Source organism: Fluoribacter gormanii (assembly GCF_900156395.1).
Lineage (GTDB): Bacteria > Pseudomonadota > Gammaproteobacteria > Legionellales > Legionellaceae > Legionella > Legionella gormanii.
Map to the genome: position 1 here is coordinate 215,743 of NZ_FTNL01000001.1, position 23,477 is coordinate 239,219.

Below are 23,477 nucleotides of genomic sequence, written 5' to 3' on the forward strand. Positions count from 1 at the left end.
ACATTAAGTGGCTTTTTATCTACCAAAATCATTTTCTAAATAATTATTTTGTTGGGGCTGCTGGGGCTTTATCAATTATCCATGTCAATTGAGCTCCAACCAGATCTGCTGCGAAATGACCATCATTAACTTCCACATTGTATGTAGAAGTCTGTGAAAGAGGCTGTACAGAATTAACATTTGGTTTATTACCAGCAAACAAATGGGTGTATCCAACATCAACACCAACAGTGGGGCGCCATTGATAATGCGCGCCAACGGCAACAGCCCAACGATCCACGTCAGGTAAACGAACATTTCGATCCGTATCATTAGTTGGCGTCTGATCATAACCGCCACCCACACGAAGCATTAACTTGGGATTTACATGATAGTTTGCACCAAGCGCAACACGCCAGGAATCGTGGTAATTTTGAGGTACATTAGTACTGATGTTTGCTTGAGTCACATTAAAAAATGGTGCACCACCAATATTTGGTACAGCCACATTATTCAATTGAATTTCTTTAAAAACACCCCATCCGGTATAAACAACAGAGCCCAATAAAGCCAATTTCTCATTGATGTCTTGGTAAGCACTTAAAGTAAGTACATCAGGAAATTCTTGTGGGTTACTAAATAAATCATCATTTGTTCGTGATGTCGAAGGAGGTAATACCGGGAAAACCAGATTAAAATCATTATTAGCCAATATTCCAGAAAAACGACTATGTCCATAAAAAACATGTCTTATTCTAGATTGATAATTAAGACCTATTCGTGTGTGATTGTCGTTAAATATCCCCATCACTCCGACATGGAATCCCACCCCCCAAGATGAAGCTTTGTTATAACTTAAAGAATCAACAGTAGCAGGATCTTCACCAAGAATTTGAAATAAAGTCGGTGCACCGATCATTTGATTAAATTTAGCACGAGACCATTGGAAATCAAGACCAGCACCCAGTGCAAAATTTTCAGTTAAGCGAGTACCCAATTCAGGTGAAATATCCATGGTTAAAATTTCAGTATAGGTAGCTGAATAACGTACAGGTGAATCAGGAGCCCAATCAGTAGACAAACCAAATGGTGAAGTAACACTTAGGCCGAAGGTAGTACGTTCACCTAAAGGAAGTGCATAATGGAATGAAGGGACAAAGCCATTGTAACTGCCATCTACTCCTTCAAACTCTTGTACATATTGAACTGATGAGGGAAATGGTGGAGGCAGGCCAGTAGAAGTATTAAAAGTACTGGTACCATCTAGTTTAAGAGTTGGAAATATGCCAATACCTCCAAAAACCACTTGCTGCTCACGAAGCAAAGCTAAACCAGCAGGGTTATACCAACCTGTTGATGCATCAGCTGCTTCTGCGGCAGAGCCAGCAGCATAGTTACCAACTGCATACCCAGCCCCTTCTCCATATAAAGAGAATCCAGCTGCATGAGCTCCACCAGTAGCTAGAACACTAATAACAGCCGCGTTAACCAGTGTTCTTAAAGGTTTGTGCATATTGTTCACTCCTTACTCCTCAAATATCATACTTCCAAAATTGAATAAAATACGTTCGCAAAAATGGGAGTTTACCTTGTTTTCAAATCATTAAAAATACCTTTTTCTTATTTATATTCAATGAGTAATGAATATTAACCCATAATGACCCAATTACGTCCATCATGGTTAATTAATGATTTGTAATCATCAAAGAATCTGTAATTCATCCTATAAGAACTTGTGCATTTACTCCGGTCCATGCTAATGTGTATTAATTTTGTGCGGAAATGAATCATGCAACAAATAGTAACTAAATTTGGTGGTACCAGCGTTTCAACTCGCAACAATTGGAATAATATTGTTTCCATTACTAAAAAACATATGAGTTACGGGGTGCAGCCTGTTATTGTATGCTCCGCACTAACACAAATTTCTAACAAACTTGAAAAAGCCATTGAAGCAGCATTGATCAATGAACATCAGAGTATTTTTACTGATATTCGTAATGGTCATCTTAATCTTGCTGAACAGCTGGAAGTCGATCCAGAATTAGTATCAAAAGATTTACTTCAACTAGAACAATGGCTCACTGGCATTGCCTTATTAAGGCAAGCTCCTGCAAAAACACATGCGGAAATTTTAAGTATGGGCGAGCTAATGATGACCCGCTTAGGGCACGCATTTCTCGAAAAACAAGGAATTCATTGTAAATGGTATGATGCACGTGAGCTCTTAACCAGTACGCCATTCCCTGAGGGCGGATCTGCAAATTACCTCTCTGCTCGTTGTGAAAGTGAATATGATCCGCAGTTAGTTGAAAAATTTATCTCTAGTGGTGCTCAAGCCATCATTACTCAAGGATTTTTTGCAGCCAACCCTCAAGGCGAAACGGTTTTACTGGGTCGCGGTGGCTCTGATACATCTGCTGCACTACTTGCAGGCAAGCTTCAAGCAGCATCGTGTGAGATTTGGACTGATGTCCCTGGAATTTATACCGCCAATCCTCATCAACTGCCCCAAGCACGTTTATTAAAAAAATTAAATTACGATGAAGCTCAAGAAATTGCATCTATGGGAGCAAAAGTATTACATCCCAACTGCATACCTCCGGTTCGGCGTGCCAATATTCCAATGTCGGTCAAATTTACTCAAATGCCAGAACACTCAGGAACGCTTATTACTAAAGATATTGATGAAACGGCGCCATTAATAAAATCCATTCAGATTAAAAATAGCATTTTATTGATCTCTATTGATACCTTGCACATGTGGCAACAAGTTGGATTTTTATCCGATGTATTTACAGCCTTCAAACATCATGGTTTCTCGGTAGACTTACTCTCTTCTTCCGAATTTAACGTTACTTTATCGCTGGATATCAATAGCAAAATACACGACCGACCAGCAATTAATGCATTACTTGCCGAACTCAATCAATTTGGTCGGGCCAAACTCATTGAGCCTTGTAGTGCGGTAAGTCTTGTAGGCCATCATATCAGAACTGTATTACCACAACTTGGTCCTGCATTAGAGGTGTTTGAAGCAAAACAAGTCTACTTGATGTCACTGGCATCCAATGATTTGAACCTAACTTTTGTTGTCGATGAGTCGCAAGCAAATCAATTATGTCAAAAACTGCACCACTTGCTTATAGAAAATAACCCTCAAATTTTCTATTACTCAAAAAGCTGGCATGAAGAATTTGGCAAGCCTGCTGTGCGCAATATTCCATGGTGGGAAAAAGAGCGCGATCGTTTATTAACCATTGCCTCGCTCAATTCGCCTTGTTATGTTTATCACAGCCAAACCCAAGCGGATCGAGCCAAGCAACTACTGGCTTTAAAATCAATTGATACATTATTTTATGCGATTAAAGCCAATCCTCATCCATCGATTTTAAAAACTATGGAAAAAGAAGGGATTGGTTTTGAGTGTGTTTCGATTCAGGAGCTAGACCGAGTATTAGAGCTCTTCCCAAACATAGACCGAAAACGAATTCTGTTTACGCCTAATTTTGCACCAAAAACAGAATATGAATATGCTTTAAATGTTGGCTGTCATGTCACTATAGATAGTTTATATCCGCTAGAACATTGGCCTGATTTGTTTAAGAATCGAGAAGTTATTATTCGTATTGATCCTGGTACTGGTGCTGGTCATCACAAACATGTTTCAACAGGAGGAAATGAATCAAAATTTGGCATTACCCAAAATGACATTGACCAGATTGTCGCATTAACCAAGAAACATAAAATCCAGGTAGTGGGTTTGCATGCACACTCAGGAAGTGGCATTCTCACTCCAGAACTATGGCAACAAACTGCTTTAATGCTTGCATCGTTGACAGAGCAATTCCCTCTCGTTAAATCCATAAATTTGGGTGGTGGACTAGGTATCGTAGAGAAACCTGGACAACAACCATTGAATTTTGCAAGTATGGATGCCCTATTAATGGCCGTGAAATCACGATATCCACAAATTGAAATCTGGCTAGAACCGGGGCGTTTTTTTGTAGCGGAAAGCGGTGTTATTCTCGCCAAAGTTACTCAATGCAAAGAAAAGGGGAAAGTAAAATTCGTTGGCATAGAAACAGGTATGAACTCATTAATCCGACCCTCCTTATACGGCGCCTACCATGAAATCGTAAACCTGAGTCGATTACATGAAGAAAAAGCAGGTTTTTCTCATATAGTAGGTCCAATTTGTGAATCAGGAGATACTTTAGGCTATGACCGATTATTACCCGTAACAGAAGAAGGTGATGTGCTATTAATTGCCAATACTGGAGCCTACGGTCGTTGCATGAGTTCACATTACAATTTACGTCCACCGGCAGAAGAAATAGTCATCGAATAACCTCAATTCTGCCTAATGGTTGCTTTTTTGTTGAATAAACAGTTTGCATATTTGTCATTCCCGCGAAGGCGGGAATCCATTTCTAATGAGGCACAATGCGCTGTAAAATAGGTTCTCGCCTTTACGGAAATGACTTTTTTCCCTAACTTAATGATAGTAGCGAGAAGATTTCCATAGATAGATGAAGATTATGATGTTTTTGTAGTTCGGTTTCATTACTCTCCCCATTGATTACAAACATGATATATAGGAACAAAAACAATGCTAGTCGACAGTGATCAACGAAGCCAGGCCACTAATCCTTCCTTATCATTTATCGTACAAGCTCCCGCTGGATCGGGGAAAACTGAAATTCTTACCCAGCGTTATTTACGATTGTTGAGTACGGTAACAGCCCCGGAACAGATTGTCGCATTAACATTTACTCGCAAAGCCGCAAGTGAAATGCGAGAACGTATCGTGTTGGCGCTACAGCAGGCAGCACATCATAAAAAAGCCAATACGCCTCATCAACAAATGACGCTTGATTTTGCCCATGCAGCACTTCAGCGTGATGCTTACTATCAATGGGATTTGTTACAGCAGCCGAATCGATTAAGAGTCATAACCATAGACTCTTTATGCCAAAGCATAAATCAATCAATTCCACTTTTGGAAAAGCAGATTTCTTATTCACAAATTACTGAAAAAGCTGAAAGCCATTATTTAAAAGCGAGTCGATACTGTATTCAGTTTGCGCTGACAACACCTGAATATCAGAACGCAATAAAAACGCTCTTGTTACATGTGGATAATCGCCAGGATCGTTTACTTGAATTATTCACAGTATTGCTTTCTCAAAGAGATCAATGGATAACGCCTTTATTTCAAGCCCGTACTCAACAAAAATCCGCATTTGAACACGCACTACTCCTTATAGAACAACATGAGTTAAAACGGTTCATACAGAGTTTACCGCCACATTTGGCTCAAGATTTAACGCAATGCGCCCGCGAATTGGCAATCATAGAAAATAATCCCAGCTCACCACGCTATCTACTAAAAGATTGGTATGATTTCCAACAAACTACTCAGGAGATAGCAACAGCCTTAAGTAAACTTTTGCTTACAGGGGATGCAAATTTCCGCAAAAGCTTTGATCATCACGTCGGTTTGCTCAGTAGCGCCTGCGCTCCAGATGAATATAAAAGACTAAAAAATGCCAGTAAAGAATTGCTCAACGAACTCAATGAATACCCTGATTTTCTCGAAGCATTAATCCAGGTTAGCAATTTGCCTAAACCAGAATATGATTTGGAGCAATGGGAAGTCCTGCAAGCGCTGTTTTTATTGCTCCCTCTTCTCGTAAGTCATTTACATGTCTTGTTTAGTGAGGAAAATGAAGTTGATTTCACTGCCATATCTCAGCAAGCATTGACTGCATTAGGTGATGCAGAAAATCCAACTGATTTAGCTTTATATTTAGATCATACTCTTCATCACATTTTGGTAGATGAGTTTCAAGATACATCAATTACTCAATTTGAATTGTTAACGAAGCTCGTTCATGGATGGCAGGAAGATGATGGAAAAACTCTTTTTATCGTCGGTGATCCAATGCAATCGATTTACCGATTCAGGCAAGCTGAAGTAGGATTATTTTTTCGCGCTAAAGCACAAGGCATTGGGCCTGTTAAATTGAGATCACTGGAATTAAGCTGCAACTTCCGATCAACACAAACTATTGTTCATTGGGTAAATAATCAATTCACCAACATATTCCCCAAACAAGTTGATATAGAATCTGGAGCTGTTTCATTTCATCCCAGTGTCAATGTCATTCAAGATGAGGAATGCAGTACCATTTGTGCACTGCAATTTAAAAATAAGGAACAGGAAGCAAAAAAGCTCGTCGAGATCGTTCAATACGAATTACAAACTCATCCTGATCAAACGATTGCGATTCTGGTGCGCTCAAGAACACAACTCGTTGAAATCATTAGACTCTTGCGCCAGCATCAAATTCCCTATCAGGGTACAGATATTACTTTATTAACCAATCTAGGCCATCTACGTGATGTTTGGTCATTGACCCAGGCCTTATTGATACCAGCGAATCGTCTCTCCTGGCTCGCGGTTCTTCACAGTCCTTATTGTGGTCTGGCTTTAAGTGATATTCATGCCATAGCACAGTTTAATAAGAAAAAATCAATTTACTTCAGCTTATTACATTTAAACAAAATCCAGGGGTTAAGTGAGGAAGGTAGGATTCGCGCCGAATTTTTTATACGGGTCATGCATAAAGCTTTAACTCAAAGATATGAAAGCAAGCTCTCAGCCTGGGTGATTCAAACATTAAAAGAGTTATATATTGATAGCATACTGAACACCGAACAACTCAATGATCTGGAGCAATTTTGGACTTTGCTGGATCGTTATGAACAAGATGGTCGTTTACCGGATCTAAGCCAATTTCTCTCAGAACTTAACAAACTCTATTCACAGCAAGCGAATCCCTCTCGTTTGCAAATAATGACGATTCATAAGTCCAAAGGACTTGAGTTTGATACTGTACTTTTGCCCGGTTTGGGAACGCAACCCAATCGTGGTGATAACCCGATGTTACGTTGGCTTAATTTGCCTACCCAAAAACATGGCAACTTGTTGCTAATGTCTCCCATACAAGCGGCTCATCAAGAACATTGTGCTTTATATGATTATTTAAGTCGATTGGATGGGATTAAAAGTCATTATGAAGCACAACGATTATTATATGTCGCGGTAACAAGGGCAAAATCACGCCTTTATTTAACGGATCATTCCGAGCGCTCCTCCAAAGCCTCCTTTAGAAATCTTCTTAAACAGATAGAATTTACTGAAGAGAACCCGATACACATGACTGAAGAGACAAACTTGTATTTACCTAAATTCGGACGTTTACCACTCGATTATTACCGCAATATGACATCTGAAGCTTTTGATATGCATCTCAGTATCAATACAACTCCACCCTCTTTATCAACAAGTATCCCTCGATTAACAGGCATCGTAACCCATCAACTCTTGCAATGGATATGTGATCATCATCCGGGAAATATAGCTGAAGTTCCTTGGAATCTTGCACGCTATGAATTACGAAAATCAGGTTTCGATGAAAAAATGCAACACGAGACACTATCCAGCATCCAGGAACAAATTACTCAAATATTTGCAGATCCAATAGGACTATGGATTATTAGCAAACATCATCAAGAACAGAATGAATACGAGTTATTGGTAGAACAGCATGGTAGACCCATTACTCGTATCATTGATCGCACGTTTGAGGATCAGGGCAAACGCTGGATTATCGATTTCAAAACAGGAAAAGAAGATGAGGCATCAATGATGAAGCACCGACAACAATTGGACGAATACGGTTCTTATTTAACAAAGCATACACATCTGCCTATTTATTGTGGTATTTATTACCTCTCTAGCAATCATTGGATTAGTTGGGAATATGAGCCAGCTGGGCTCACTGTTTGATCTTGCAAACTAATCCTATGAAATAAAATTGCTCTGCGCTATTATTCTTCTTTTGTCTTAAAAGGCCAATCCATGACCCATGAAAATACTGTAATCCACTTGCTGAGTACTTTAAAAGATCCTTTTCTTGATCTTACCGGTAAGGAAATGAATTTACAGTGCAGCCTTGAAATGACGGATAAGCAGTTGAGCCTCAACTTAACTGCCGGATTTCCCTGTAACTTGCTTGAGGAACATTATAAACCTATATTACTTGCAGCGTTACAATCAGCATTCCCCAATCAAACTATAGTCATTCATATCAACCAACAAATCAAACCGCACAGAACACAACTTGTTGGTAAAGGCTTGCGTGGCGTTAAAAATACAATTGCTGTAGCTTCAGGAAAAGGAGGTGTAGGAAAGTCTACTGTAACTGTAAACCTAGCAACAGCATTAGCACGATTAGGCGCACGAGTAGGTATTTTAGATGCGGATATCTATGGCCCAAGCATGCCGTTAATGCTCGGAAAAACCGAACCAGTACAAATCAGTGGCGAGCATTATCTTCCCGCAAAAGCTCATGGAATACAAACCATGTCTATTGGCTATCTAACAAACAGTGAGCAGGCACTCATTTGGCGAGGTCCTATGCTTGCCAAATCGCTAATCCAAATGCTGGATATTACCCTTTGGGAGGATCTGGATTATTTATTCATTGATTTGCCACCAGGGACAGGCGATATCCAATTGACATTAGTACAAAAAATCCCCCTAACCGCAGCTATAGTAGTGACTACACCGCAAAACGTAGCAACTCTTGATGCACAAAAAGCAATTACCATGTTTTCTAAAACAGGGATTGATGTGTTGGGTATTATAGAAAACATGTCCACTCATATTTGCAGCCAATGTGGACATCAAGAAGCAATTTTTGGTGCAGGTGGTGCAGAAACACTTTGTGCTACATACCATACTACATTACTCGGACAACTTCCTTTGGATGGACGCATAAGACAAAACTGTGATGAGGGTAACCCTACTGCAACTCAAGCTCGTAATGAATTAACTGATACATTAATCAAAACAGCAATGAAGAGTGCCATGGAGTTGGCGAAAAAACCAATTAATTATGCGGATAAGTTCCCTAAAATTGTTGTTGAGTGAATTACATAGAGACAGCTATAATCGCATTGTTACATGTAATATTGTAGCCTGGATGCAAGAAAGTAACTCTGCTTTTAAGTTAAAAATACTCCCTCCGTTACTGAGGGTGTTGTTGAATAAATAGTTTGGAAAGGTACGATAATAAGCAAACTTTATATATGTCATTCCCGCGAAGGCGTGAATCCATCCATAAATTAGGCACAATCCCAAGTTTGTGAATAGATTCACGCCTTCGCGGGAATGACATAAGATTTTTTCAACAAAGCCCCTTTAGGGAAGAAGGAAGCTTGCCCAACTTAAAAGCAGCGTAGCTATAATGCAGTTAAGGGCAAATCCATTAAAATAACAACAATAAAAAAATTAGCCATGGAACGATTAATAATAATAACTCTTAGCCTCCTGTATTCTTGCCTGACTTTAGCCAAGCCATCTTATCAAATTGATTTAATTATATTTGCACAGCCGAATCAAAACAGATCGCTTTCTATTGATACACCGCTTATCCCAACAAATGCCAATGCAATATACTTGAAAACAGATAAAGACAAATCAGGGAAACCCTATCACTTGTTGTCTCCTTCTTCTTCAAGCTTACGCGACGAATACTATTTACTGAGTCGAAGATCAAACTACCAAGTTCTGGGTCATTATTCATGGAGACAACCAGCGAATAATCAAAGCACTGTTGCTCTACCCTTCGTCGATCATTACGGTTGGCAAATGCAAGGTACTTTAAATGTAAAACAAAGCAATTATTATTTTTTTGATGCAGAATTTCAGGTATCGCCGCCCAATAACCCACAATCATCATTCACTGTGTCACAAAAACAGCGCTTAAAAGATGATGTTGTTTATTATCTAGATAATGCCCAGATTGGCATGCTCGTTAAAATTCATAAAGTCGGATAAATTGGTGTAGCTTGGGTGCAGCGGAACGAAACCTGTGTTTTCTTTTATAGATTCCCATGGGTTCCCATGCACACCATTCAACCTACAAACTCATTTTTTTCCCGGAGGAAAAACCTGATCAAACACTACTCCACCACCCTCCACAACGTGCTTCATAGTAGTATTTAAATCGGAGACATCTGGATTGGTCTTATTCGAAAAAAAACCCCAAAAGCCATTTCCCGACTGTTTGTTTCTGCCTACTTCATGCAATCCAAATAATGCAGCGGCGGTAAGAGTCAGCGAAGCAAATGGGCCTAGTCTGGCGTAAAAAGGCGACATAAATAAATTTCCAAAACTGATTAATGCACCAGTCTTTAAAACTTTTTCAGAACTTACTTGTTCTCGAGGCATACTACATTTCCTTGATAAATTATAGAAAAATACACATATTATGGTCGATTATTTTTATCATTAGGCATAATTTCGTCAAATATAGCCGCACCGCCAACGACAATATTTGCTAGAGCATTTTGAACTTCCGTGCTTTTATCACCAGTATTACCACCAAAAAAAGAATTTAAGCTATTTACTCCATTTCCGATAGGTCTTCTTTTCTTACCTATTTCATGCGCACCATATAAAAATGCACTAGTCGCAACAATTGCTGCAGTTAAACCCAATTTCGCATCAACCCAATACAATGGCGCTAAAACTGTATTTCCCAGAGCAACTAAAGCACCTGTCTTTCCTGCATCATCAATATTTATTTTATCTTGCGCCATATCAATTCCTTATGAATAATTATTTTTTAATACAGCCTATGTGAGCATCAATAAAATTGCAAGCATAAATTAATACATCATATTGACTAACATTAAACCAAAAACAAGGTGAATTGAATTAAGACAGTTCGTAAATTATACTCTCATATGATGCAATCAAATCATGAGCTCATAATGACCCCAAATAGCCGAATTATTGATGCGCTCACTTTATGTCTCAAACAAAAGTCCGATAAGGATTTTAAATTGAGTAAATCAGCTGCTTATGCAGGACTTTCTGACTTATACGAACACTATTCCCTGGAAAATAAAACCGACCAATATTTTGAGGCATTTGAACAATTATGCATGATACCCGATGATTATATTCTCGGAGAAAATCACATTTTGGATAATTTTATCATTCAACTTGAAAAAGTTTTTCATCCTAAGAAAACTGAAAAGAGAATCAGGCACCCTACCCCATGGTGGGAAATAGAGCGAGATAGTCTACTTGCAATTGCAGAAGTACATTCTCCATGCTATGTATATCACGGCCCTACACAAGTATCTCAGGCCAAACAATTACTGAACTTACAATCAATCGACACTCTATTTTATGCAACCAAAGCCAATCCTCATCCTGCTATCTTAAAGAACTTGAAACAGGAGGGTATTGGATTTGAATGTGTTTCCATTCAGGAGTTAAAACGAATAACCGATTTGTTCCCCCATATAAACAAAAAACGAATTTTATTTACACCAAATTTTGCACCAAAGTTAGAATATGAATTTGCAATGAATTTAGGCTGTTATATCACTATAGACAATTTATACCCTTTAGCAAACTGGCCTGAGTTATTTATAAACCGCGAGATCATAGTCCGTATTGACCCAGGTGCTGGTGCGGGTCACCACAAACATGTGGTAACGGGAGGAAATGAGTCAAAGTTTGGTATTGACCAAAATGACATAGAACAACTTAGAACATTAACCGAGAAATATAATATCCAGGTCATTGGCCTGCACTCACATTCGGGAAGCGGAATACTTTCACCAGAACTTTGGGAGCAAACCGCTTTAATACTCACATCACTCATTGAGAAATTTCCTAATACTCAATTTATTAATTTAGGTGGTGGTTTGGGGATTGTTGAAAAACCAGGACAAAAACCTTTGGATCTGACAAAACTTGATACGCAATTATTAAAAGTAAAAACAAATTACCCACATTTGCAATTCTGGTTGGAACCTGGTCGCTATTTCGTTGCAGAAAGCGGTGTCCTCTTAGCAAAAGTCACTCAATGTAAGGAAAAAGGCGAAGTACAATTTATAGGAATTGAAACCGGGATGAATTCATTAATCAGGCCTTCTTTATATGGGGCTTACCATGAAATTGTCAATCTAAGTCACCTGCACTCAAAAAAAACAGGTTTTTCGCATTTGGTAGGTCCAATTTGTGAATCAGGAGATACATTGGGATATGACCGATTACTTCCCTTAACACGAGAAAATGATATCATTTTAATAGCAAATACCGGAGCATATGGGCATTGTATGAGCTCCAACTATAATTTAAGACCACCTGCAAAAGAAATTATTTTCGAAGAATAGCCTTATTACTCTTACCATTTTTAAAAAAAGTACCCTCCCCTCATTGGTGCTTAATATAAATACACTATGAATTGTATTAAATTAATATGCCAATTATAATGACAACTTCAGAAATTTAGGAGTTCATTATGCCGAATCAAGGCAAAATTATTAATATGGTAAATCTTTGTCTAAAACAAAAAGGCAATATTGACTTCACACTGAATAAAAAAGGAATTTGTGCTGGACTCGCTGCTTTATATATCAAATATGCGTCAGGAAATACCAAATGTAATTTAGAACGTAAAACAGAGTCTTTTTTTCATTTACTCGACCAATTAGCGAACTTGCCCAGCACCTATCGCATCGGTGATAATCCCGCTCTTGATAATTTCATTATCAAAATTGAAAAAACATTCCGTGCGGATGAATATAGTTATTATGAAGTCCTACAAAGTGACGTCGAAAAAATATTAGATGTGGGCAATAAACCATTAAGAAATGAATTTAATTTAGGACTCGTAACAACTGAAGCACACTGGAACGAAATTTTCAAAAAAATTACCCGCGATAATCGCTCCTACTCAATTTTCAGTAATAACCATGCCATCACTTTATCTATCGAAAATGGAAAATATATTGTTTACGATCCGAATTACAACAGAAAAACCAAAGAGTTTGAAACAGCGGATGACTTAATAAAGGAAATTAAAGATTGCTTTGAGTACAAAGATGATTCGTTTGGGCTAGCCATTCGTGCATTTGCTCATCCCGATGCAACTCCCGAGCACTACCCTTCGCATGATGAATTACATCAAATTTCCTTTGCAAGTCAGGCCGATACAGATTCAAGTTTCTTCGCTGCTATAGCAAATGATACCAACACCCTCGAATATTTATTTAAGCAGAATAAAATCAGCTATGACAAACTAACAAAAGAATATTTTCGTCCTGAATTTAATAATCTTTTAATGCAACAACCTAAATCACCCATTTTAAAGAAGGCTGTTTTACGAGGAATTCAGTTCACTCTTTTTGTTGGAAACATCAAAGAAACAGAAAAGTTAATTGATCATTATCTCAAAACATACACTACGGTTGAGGAACAAGAAGAGTTAAAACATGAATTGCAGATGCTTCTTGATGGTTCAGTAAAACAACTGGTGCTGCTCATGAAAAGGGAGGCCGATTACACCAGGATAATAAAGTTATTCGAACAATTAAATCTTATTCAACAACCTAAAAATCAAACAATTTATAATCATTTGCAACTTCTGACATTTATTAAACAGGAAATCGATTCTAATACACTAGACCAGTTTTTAAGTAAACTGTCGCCAGAACAAATAATAAAACAAATTCAATGTGCAGCTATCGCCAACCAACATCATGTTTTACATTTGTTATTCAAGCAATTAATCAATGCCAAAATATCCCCCGAATCATTTCCTTCCATTTTTAACCAAGAGGTGATTCAAGAGATTAATGTGACCACTCTGAAAAAACTCCTCGACAAGGGGTTTATGGTAAATCTTCAGGATCCTGATTTGCTTGCTCAATGCATGCAGCGTAACGATAAAACCATTTTTGAAACATATGCCCACGCATGGCTTGCACAATCAAATTCGACTCTTTGGGAACATATTGATAAACGTGAATATGATTTAATTGATCTAAGCACACCGCTTGGTTCAATAACGCTACTCAATGCCCTTATTTTCCTGCGAAAAAATGAGCATATTAAAAAAGCATGGAGAGATAATATTCCCGAAGAGATACTCAAAAGTGCACTTACCGTTGCCATATTAAATGGCAATAAAGAAATGAGCTTGTTTCTTCAGGAAAAACTGCAGTCTCAAAATGGTCATCTTGAACAAGATACCTTGGAGTTTCTCTACACCAAAGGATTAAAAGAAGAAGACTTATCTATTTTAGACACTCTTACTCAATTAAAGTTCAATGTGCTGCATAAAACCGAGGACATCCGTGCACTCTTGATGTTATGTTTTGATTATGAAGATTATTCAATCATCGAAAACTGTTTCGCAAATGCAAGCCCTAAAATAAAGAAACTCATTTTAGAATACAGTTTAAATTGGAATATTGCGCCAGTAATAGCGATATGTGCTCAAAAAGCCCCTCAACTTTTTAATGATTACTTGAATGCTTCGGCTACAAATACTAGAAATCTGGCCAAACTCAATCGAGTTATGGCCAAAATTCCATCAGATGTTCTTTCATTGAACTTAGAGCCACAAGAACAAAAAAAACGAATCAAAGACCTATTCAAGAATAAGCTTCCATCCCTGGCAAAAACATTATTTAGCAAAGTAACCTGGGAAGAGGAGGAGCTGGATGAATTTCTTAATGAATTAATCCAGGACAGAAATGAAAATGGGATTAAATTACTATTGCAACTTGCGCCAACTTTAAAGCAAAGACCAAAACTTATTACCCTGCTTGCACAAAATAATCTGTTATTACCGATGGACTCTTTGCTCGATACAGAAACCGTTATAATTGATCCAGAATTAACAGAACAAATTTTTACTTCCGCATTAGCCAATAACAATAAAAGCATGGTTGCCCGATTTTTGAGTCAAGGAAGAATAACCCCTTCAACTCCTTTAAAACAACCTATTGTAGAATTACTTAAACAAACAATAGAAAAAGGTAACGACTCTGTCTTAGAACCATTTATTGAGTCTAAGCTTAATTTCGGATTAGATTTTAAAGAGTTATTTCTTTTTAGTTGTGCGCAAAAGCAAACAAAAATAGCCAATCAGCTACTTACCAAAGAACTTACTCTGAGCACGATTGAGAGAAAATCGGCAATTCAACAATTATTTGGTGATCAACCTATTCCTGCTTTGTTTGATAAAATCTATGAACAAGGCTATGGTAGACTTTATCAATTGGTATTAAAAACCAACGTCCAAAATCCAAGAGCTTCGCTTCTGAATTCAATTCAAAATCCAGAGCAAGATCCTTCAATTCAAAGCAGTACACTTTATTTAAATCTTTTAAAAAGAGCCGTTAAAGAAAAAAATGAAAAAATATTTAATACTTTATTTTCTCAAAGTGATCTTCCAAGTGCTCCAAGTAAAAGTATATTAGACGCTCTAAAAGACCCTATACTCTTTGCAAGTGTCTTTCCCTTGTTTGAAAAAAAGTACAGCCTGCAAAAATTATTAGCTGAAGCATTACAACAAAAAGAATGGGCGACATTAGCTAATCTTCTTGAAAATAAAAAATTGACTGACTTGGATAAAGACCTGCAACAGCCGATACAAGACCATGGTGCGGACATCATCAAAGCTTATACAGAAAACCTCGAAGCCCATTATGATAAAACCGACGTACGTCCTAAGTTATTTCAACTTCTGAATGGTACAAATCCTCAAGTTCTTACTCAATTAGCACTTCCGTATCGAGAAGGAATTCAAAAATCTCTGGGACGCGTTGAGTTGAAGATGTTGGAAGATCAACTCGATTTAAACAATCAAATTTATCGTTATACTTTTGATAATTTACCAGTGAAACAAGCCCTGGAAGAACTCGCTAAAATATTTGCAGAATGTAAGAAGATTATTAATGAGCAGAACATTGATTTGGATCAACCGATTGAGAATCTGGAATTAGTGAATCATCTGGCACAAATAAAAATCATTATGGCTGGAAAAGATATTTCTCCCGATTATTTAAGCGAAGCCGATTGTGCGCTTTTGGAACAATTAATCGAAAACCCCCGATTTAAGCAGGTTTGTCAATTGGAGTTTAAGCTTCATTGCTTACTCAGGCAATTTCAAAGGCCACTTTTGGAACAAAATGAGGCCGTTACCAATGAATTCCATGAAATGCTCAGATCACTTCGTGAAGGCTTAGCACTGGCAAACCTACCTGAGCATTTTGTTTTGCCTGAAATTCAAAGATTTTTCCCACCTAAAGCAAAAGTGATTTCACCAGAACCAGAAAAAATGGAGACAAAATCTTTACCTTCTAAGACCGTTACGAAAAAATCGAATTTGGATAAATTGAAAAAAAGCTGTACTGATGCAGTAGACCATTATCTAAAACATCGTGACCAAACTTTAAGTAATTTTTCTTATTTTTTTGATTATTATCGCGGCCAAATTCGCGCCAATCATTATAAAAACTTGATTCGCTCAGCTCAAACAGAACAAGAGTTTCGTATTATCGAATATGCAATTTTAGTTAATGATAACACGACTCAATTGAAAAAGGATTTGATGTTAAAACTTGGTCTTCCAAATGAAAAAGCTGCCAGGAAGGAGCTCGAAGCTGTAATTCGAAAATCTTTTGCTGAGGAAGAGTTGCCTCATATAGATGCATTGATTGATTCGATCAATCAAAAAGTTAATGGGAATAATAGAATTGTAAGTAAGACCTTATTTAAAGAGGAGTTGGATTATTTAAAACAAATTGGCAAGCCTCAACATCAAGGTTCCATGAAAAATTATTCGTTCTTTAATCCTGCAAAGCAAAATCCAATAACTGGATTTTGGCAATGGATTGTAAGCTGGCTTAGCAATGACAGCTCGTCAACTATTGAGCACAAATTATCAACGAGGAAATAAGAACATAAATGCGCTTATAGCCTGGGTGAAAGCAAAACGTAACCCGGGCTTAGTGCTCGTGTCATTGTTTAGAAAAGCTGAGTTTTTCTTCGCTTCAGCCCATGCTACTTTTACTTTTTATTTTGGGAAATGTTATACATCAATAAATTATGCTAGGATTAGGCATTCTTTACTATTGTCATCACATAATGCAGGACGCACTTAAAAAAATCTTTCAAAAATATCCTCAAACAGAAGCACCTTTTATGCATGAACAACTTGCAGAATGGAGTGTCTCACGCCCATTAACTGGATTACGAGTAGTTCATCATGTTCCTGTAGTAACCAATACTTTACTAAAAATAGCCTGCTTAATTGCAGCAGGGGCCGATATCACTGTCACCAATCCGACCGAATTCTGTCATGCTCATCCTCATGCAGTATCCTCTTTAAAGGAAGCCAAAATTCGTTATGTAGAGGATATACACGCACTTGCTGGAGAATCATTTGATCTTTATTTTGATTGTGGCGCGCAACTGTATCAATTTCTTGGAAGACCTAAAATTGGTGCAATCGAATTAACAGGATCTGGTGATCAATTTTACCGACAGCAACCACTTAATTTTCCTGTAATTAGCGTGGATCGCACGATGACAAAACAACTCGAGACAGTTTTTGGGTGTGCTGAAAGCAGTCATTTAGCTCTGGTTCAATTGACAGGAATTAATCTCGCTGAAACCTCATGGATTATTTTTGGTTTTGGGAAAATCGGCCGTGGACTCGCCTATTTTTGCACTCAGAATAAAGTTCCTGTAGCAGTTGTTGATCCGAGTGAGCAACAGCGAAATTTAGCCCAAAAGTTAGGAATCAAAACAATTGATCCTCAGGATTTCAGTGAATTGGAGCGTGCATTAATCGAAGCAAATGTTGTTGTTACCGCAACTGGGAAAAAAGCAGTAATGGATGATTATCCTCACTCCTGGTTCAGCGGTAAAATTCTAGCAAACTTGGGAGTCTATGATGAGTTTGGCCCTCACTTTAGTGATGATGAAGTTTTAAATCATAAAATGCCAATCAATTTTGTACTCAATGAGCCGACCCCAATGAAATATATCGATCCGGAGTTTTACATTCATAACCTTGCTGCATTAATGCTTCTCAACGAAAAAATAACGCCTGGAGTGCATGGAATATCCTCAACTTTAGATAATCGTATTGTTGAGAATTGGTGTGCCTATCACTCATTTCCAGTAAATGCAATTAATGCTTGGTTGCATTTATAGCATGGAGTTAGTACAACGAACCCCGAGATATTAGAACGTATCCGAACATCCGCATTTCGTTACGCTGCCTCAAGCTGCTTCGATTAGAATAAAAATCACTCAAGCTGCCCCTTATTTTTTAAAATAAATTTACACTGCCTCCATGATGCTATATATTTCGCCTTTTTTTTGAAACAGAATTAATGAATTTATTGGACCCAACACCTTCATGCAGCTCGAAAAGAACCATTATATGGTTAGTCAGCGTATTCTTTCTTTTGTTTCAATTTTTTTTGCAATTATCATCAGGGATTATTATTGGCGCTATAATGCATGAGCACCAACTCTCTGCGTTCACCGCCGGTCTATTAAGTAGTGCCTTTTACTATGTTTATACGACAATGCAAATTCCCGTTGGTCTTCTTTTTGATCGGTACAATACACGAACTCTGTTATCCTTAAACGCATTACTCTGTGCCTTGGGTTGTTTGTTATTTTCGACAGGATACAACCTATTCGTGCTATTTCTTGGGCGTCTCATTATCGGTGGTGGCTCTGCTTTTGCTTTTGTAGGTATGACTCGTGTACTGCGTCAACATTATCCCCTAAGGCTGTATGCGTTTATGATTGGGCTTACAGAAACGCTTGGATTTACGATTACGGTATTGTGCATGATTGGAATGGGCTCCCAGATAAATCGCATTAGCTGGCATTACTTTCTTGCTGGAAGCGGCGTCATTGGTCTATTAATTGCTTTTTTATGTATGAATTTTATTCCAAGTAATAAACCTGTAATTACTGATTATCATCAGTATAAAAAACATTTGCTATTGATGCTAAAAAATAAACTGGTATGGATTAACGGATTATTTGTTGGTCTGGAGTTTTCTGTTATTACTGTTTTTGCTGCAATGTGGGCAGTTCCTTTCCTTCAATTAAAATTAAACTGTTCTCTAGAAACTGCCAGTATACTTACATCCATGACTTTATTAGGAGCGGGGTTAAGCTGTCCTATTTACGGCTGGCTCTCTATTCATCTACCTAGACGTAAACCACTGATTCATATTTCATGTTTATCAACTGCCATTTTATTTATTCTAGTTCTTTTCATGCCATCACACTATATTTTGCTCACTGGAGTTCTTTTGTTCGCAATTGGGCTATGTTGCGGCGCGTATATGCTTGCATTTACCATCGCGAATGAACTAGCACCACCAGAATCTCTCTCTGCGTGTACAGGTTTTACCAACACATTGGCTATGGCTTCAGCTCCTCTTTTACAACCGCTGGTAGGTTATCTACTGGATTATTCCAAAGGCGATACAAACCTCCATACCCTCTATGATTATCAACTTACTCTATTAATAATTCCAGCTGCATTAATTATTGCCAGTGCACTGTCTCAATTTCTTCCAGAAAAAGAGATGTAAGCTAGGAAATAGCTCCTTTTCTCTTTTTTATCTTTATTAATAAAACCTTAATAATCTATCTATAAAATAACAAATATTGCCCAGTATGTAGTTATTTTATATGGCGACTTCCAAAACAGATATTAGAAAACCAGTCCACCCTTCCCCAAAAGAAATAAGTTACTTCGTCGTATTTGGTGATAGCCTTTCTGACGGGAAAAACATGGGAGAAAAATTTTCTTTTCTAGGATCCCTTATAAATGGGCTCTGGGACAAAGAATTAGGATTGGATAAGTCCCCCAAAGAACGCTTTACCAATGGTTATACCTGGGCAGACGTGCTGCGAGCGACCCTCATTAGCAAATTTATTAATGAAGATAAAATAAAGAAGAATGCTCAACATCGTTTTGGAAAATATAATCTGGATAATGCAGATATCAGTGATGATGTTCTTTATCAATCCCCCTATCAACGAAAGAGATACACTTCGGATGAGGTTGAGGCTGAATCAAATGAAGTGAAACGTAAAAAGCATACAAAGGATAGAGATGAAGCCCATCTATTCGCCGCAAAACGAGAAAACACTCCAGAAAACGCAGAAAAGCCAAGGTATGAGCTTGACTTGGCTGATACCAAAGTCGCGCAGCGATACAAAAAAAATATCCCAGATCATCTACATCACAAAGCGCTACTGCAAGAATCCTCTGATGATATATCAGACAAATTGATATCGGATTCCCGTTATAGACAATATGTCCAAGAATATTACTCACTTGATAATGGCCGCACAGCACAATACAACGGCCGAAATTTTTTTACAAACTATAGCCAAGGCGGTGCAACGTCTTATGATTACAGCTGGAGCGTTGCTTTTCTCTCCGTTAACTCCTTTCATTCCCTACTTACATCGATAAAGCTTTTTTTCACCCGTTTGCTTGTATCCAACTTATCGAAGCAGGTAAAACAATTCTTAGCAGATAGTGAGAAGCAGGAAGTTACTGGTGACCAAAAAGAAAAGACACTTATTACTATATTTTCCGGGGCAAATGATTTAATTACTGCGAATTCGGACCTCACCAAGGAAGCAGCTGATCGTGCGGTACAAAGTAACATTGATAATATTGAGAAATTAATTAAAAAGGGTTATAAAAATTTTGTTTTATGTAATTTACCTGATCTATCATTAACCCCACGTTTCCAGAATAAATCATCTGAGGAGCGAAGTCATGCTCAAGAAATATCAAACCATTTTAATGAACAATTAAGAGCCAAATTTCTGGAACTACAATCAAAACTAAAGCAGAACCGTCCTGATTGCTCCATTGATCTTTTTAATATTAATGAAGTCTTTAGCACCGTCTATAATGATGTCCTTACCAACGGCGAGGATTCAAAATACCATGAGTATTTTGACAAAGAAAAACTAAAAGAACCCTACATCGATTCACCTGATTATGAAATTACCTCGGAGGGGACGTCTCCAGGAGCGAAACACATGTTTTGGGATGATGTTCATCCAACCGCTACGATGCATGCCTTATTGATGGCTGAATATTACAAAAGCAAAGAAGGTTTGGGAAAATATAAACTCTCAGCTCCTCCAGAGCAAAGTGCAGTCCAATTATGCAGACAATTTAAACAAAAATACCACGAAAAATTAAAACATGGTTGGTTTAGCTTTTTGAATTCAGATTCTAAGCTTCCTATTGATTATAAAGATCCAGAAAAAGCACTTATCACCATATTACGTTATGCTCTTGATGAGCAGAACGAAGATGCAGATTTCGTACGTGATGCCATGAGCGATTTAGGTTGGTGGGTAAATGATGAGCCTAACATGTGCATCCCTGCTTTGTCTGATGCCATGTGGATTGTAGATCCTAAATATGCGCAAAAATTGGAAAAACTGTTAGACCCTCATCTAACTAAACTCGATTCATCTGTAATTGAAAACGAACCATTAAATACTCCAGAATTGGCAGGACACTTAGCCCCTCAGCCGGCTAAACTTGATTCATCTGGAGTAATTCTCAGTGCATTGAAAACTCCGGAACTGGAAGAACAGTCAGCGCCTCATCTAGCTAAAGGTGATTCATCCGAAGTTACAACCAGCTCATTAAAGACTCAAGAAGATGGTAAAAAAGAGCCTCCCAGAATAATTCCACCTGAACTGAGATTTGCAGATGATGTAAAAGAACGATTGAAAAAACTGCAAGATCGATGGGATAAGGAAAAAGAACAAAAGTTGGCTCAGCCAAAACAAGACTCTTCAAGACCTCTAGTTGGGCTCTAAAGTAGTTTAAGAACACCAATTAATATTTTCTACTATATTAATATGTAGAATTGTCAAATTAAACTGAGGATACGTTTCTCTTTATATTTTGATGGGATCTACATGCAAAATGCTCAAGTAAACAGTAAAAAAATAGAGAAAGTACTATTTGCCGATCGCATGATGCTGCTCGATAAAAATTTATTATTTAGCATCCCTGCAAATTTTTTATGCTCATTAATAGTCTTTATTGGACTATATTCAGTGGTCAATCAAAAAGCTCTTCTTGTATGGTTTCTGGCTACGTTATCCATTTTTACTGTGCAAGGAAGTTTATTTATTTTTAATTATTATCGACCTTTATCATCAGAATACTATTTAAAATGGCTCATTAGCTTTGCCATTATCTATGGTGCTCTATGGGGAGTAGCGGGTTCAGTACTGATTCCTTATGACAATCTGTTGGATCAAATGCTGGTCATCATGATCATTATCGGAGTAGCGTCTGGGGGACTTCATATTCTTCAGCCCAATCTTTTAGCCAGTGTCGTATTTTGTACTTTATCCATTTTTCCTCTAATTTTTTGGCTCTTCTATAATAATACGCTTACTTATTGGTTGCTTGGAACCGCATTACTGATTTATTTCGGATTTCTATCGATTCTATCTTGGATAGGATATGAACTCCTTAATAAAAATTTCAAATTACGCTATGAGAATATAGATCTAATTGACGAGTTATTTCAAATCAATGCTGCTTTGGAAGAAAGTGAGTCGCGATTTCGTTCTGCATTTAATTCAGCAGCAATAGGTATGGCTATAGTTTCTCTGGAAGGACGCTGGCTAAAAGTCAATGAATCTCTTTGCCAGATTGTTGGATACTCAGAACCGGAGTTATTGAAAACTGATTTTCAATCCATAACCTATCCAGAAGATTTAGAGCTGGATTTAAATTACATGCGGCAATTAATGGCCGGGGAAATACGATTCTATCATATGGAAAAACGCTATATTCATAAAAATGGCGACATCATATGGATTTTACTCAGTGGTTCCTTAATCCGAGATCCAGAGAATAAACCACTTTATTTTATTGCACAAATTCAAAATATTGATGCCCAAAAACGAGCCGAGCAAGAACTTAAATATATTGCTCATCATGATGTTTTAACTGGTTTGGGAAATAGAAAGCAATTAGAAATATCATTTGATCATGCATTAGCTTATGCGAAGCGTCACCAAAAACAAATTGCCATTTTGTTTATGGATTTGGATTATTTTAAAAGAGTAAATGACAACTTGGGACATGATATAGGCGATTTGTTATTAATCGAGATAGGAAAAAGACTAAAAACCACTTTAAGGTCTACTGATATACTTATCAGGCAAGGTGGCGATGAATTCATCATCGCAATCACTGAATTATCTAATTCGAATTCCGTTGAAACAATAGCAAAAAAAATTCTTGCTGCTGTGGCAAAGACTATAACTATCAAACAAAATGACATTTCAATTACGGGTAGTATTGGCATAAGTCTTTACCCATCTGATGGCTGTGATTTAAACAGTCTAATCAAACAAGCTGATGAAGCATTATATCAAGTGAAATCAACAGGAAAAAATAACTATCGATTATCCAGTGATGTATTATTGTAAACAGTAAGTAAATATTCATTGCATGTATGGATATGTTTATAAAAAAAAATTGGTGCATCAAGCAATAAATAAA

Annotated in this window: 12 protein-coding genes and 1 pseudogene; 10 read left to right on the forward strand and 3 right to left on the reverse strand. The window is 37.5% G+C overall.

Annotated elements, in window-relative coordinates; all coding sequences use genetic code 11:
• Positions 1-43 precede the first annotated feature (43 nt).
• Positions 44-1,501, reverse strand: a complete 1,458-nt coding sequence (locus BW930_RS00955; protein ID WP_115266179.1) for an OmpP1/FadL family transporter — start codon at positions 1,499-1,501, stop codon at positions 44-46.
• 267 nt (positions 1,502-1,768) lie between these two features.
• Here BW930_RS00955 and BW930_RS00960 point away from each other — a divergent pair, with 267 nt between their 5' ends.
• From BW930_RS00960 to BW930_RS00975, 4 genes are all read left to right on the forward strand, one after another.
• Positions 1,769-4,330: a bifunctional aspartate kinase/diaminopimelate decarboxylase gene (locus BW930_RS00960; protein ID WP_058467867.1), complete on the forward strand. Its 2,562-nt coding sequence runs from the start codon at positions 1,769-1,771 to the stop codon at positions 4,328-4,330.
• 261 nt (positions 4,331-4,591) lie between these two features.
• Positions 4,592-7,837 carry a UvrD-helicase domain-containing protein gene (locus BW930_RS00965; protein ID WP_058467866.1) on the forward strand — a complete coding sequence of 1,082 codons (3,246 nt, stop codon included), beginning with the start codon at positions 4,592-4,594 and terminating at the stop codon, positions 7,835-7,837.
• Between the two features lie 72 nt (positions 7,838-7,909).
• Positions 7,910-8,983, forward strand: coding sequence for an iron-sulfur cluster carrier protein ApbC (apbC, locus tag BW930_RS00970; RefSeq protein WP_058467865.1), 1,074 nt, complete (start codon positions 7,910-7,912; stop codon positions 8,981-8,983).
• A gap of 366 nt (positions 8,984-9,349) precedes the next feature.
• Positions 9,350-9,892 carry a CsiV family protein gene (locus tag BW930_RS00975; RefSeq protein ID WP_058467864.1) on the forward strand — a complete coding sequence of 181 codons (543 nt, stop codon included), beginning with the start codon at positions 9,350-9,352 and terminating at the stop codon, positions 9,890-9,892.
• A 90-nt stretch (positions 9,893-9,982) separates the two neighbouring features.
• Here BW930_RS00975 and BW930_RS00980 read toward each other — a convergent pair whose 3' ends face one another.
• The gene (locus BW930_RS00980) at positions 9,983-10,285 is read right to left on the reverse strand and encodes a hypothetical protein (protein ID WP_058467863.1); all 303 of its coding nucleotides are present in this window, start codon (positions 10,283-10,285) and stop codon (positions 9,983-9,985) included.
• Positions 10,286-10,323: 38 nt separating this feature from the next.
• Positions 10,324-10,656, reverse strand: coding sequence for a hypothetical protein (locus tag BW930_RS00985; RefSeq protein WP_058467862.1), 333 nt, complete (start codon positions 10,654-10,656; stop codon positions 10,324-10,326).
• Positions 10,657-11,112: 456 nt separating this feature from the next.
• On the opposite strand from BW930_RS00985, the pseudogene lysA reads away from it, so the two are divergent.
• The 6 genes and pseudogenes from lysA to BW930_RS01015 all read left to right on the forward strand — a co-directional run.
• A pseudogene (gene lysA / locus BW930_RS00990) lies at positions 11,113-12,249 on the forward strand (diaminopimelate decarboxylase); the annotation flags it as partial.
• A gap of 128 nt (positions 12,250-12,377) precedes the next feature.
• Positions 12,378-16,826, forward strand: a complete 4,449-nt coding sequence (locus BW930_RS00995; RefSeq protein ID WP_058467861.1) for a hypothetical protein — start codon at positions 12,378-12,380, stop codon at positions 16,824-16,826.
• 188 nt (positions 16,827-17,014) lie between these two features.
• A complete protein-coding gene (locus BW930_RS01000; protein ID WP_058467860.1) occupies positions 17,015-18,088 on the forward strand; it encodes a saccharopine dehydrogenase NADP-binding domain-containing protein in 1,074 nt (357 codons plus the stop codon).
• Between the two features lie 308 nt (positions 18,089-18,396).
• Positions 18,397-19,497: an MFS transporter gene (locus tag BW930_RS01005; protein WP_058468046.1), complete on the forward strand. Its 1,101-nt coding sequence runs from the start codon at positions 18,397-18,399 to the stop codon at positions 19,495-19,497.
• Between the two features lie 100 nt (positions 19,498-19,597).
• Positions 19,598-21,769, forward strand: a complete 2,172-nt coding sequence (locus tag BW930_RS01010; protein ID WP_058467859.1) for an SGNH/GDSL hydrolase family protein — start codon at positions 19,598-19,600, stop codon at positions 21,767-21,769.
• 102 nt (positions 21,770-21,871) lie between these two features.
• Positions 21,872-23,404, forward strand: a complete 1,533-nt coding sequence (locus tag BW930_RS01015) for a GGDEF domain-containing protein (protein ID WP_058467858.1) — start codon at positions 21,872-21,874, stop codon at positions 23,402-23,404.
• The last annotated feature ends 73 nt before the right edge of the window (positions 23,405-23,477 follow it).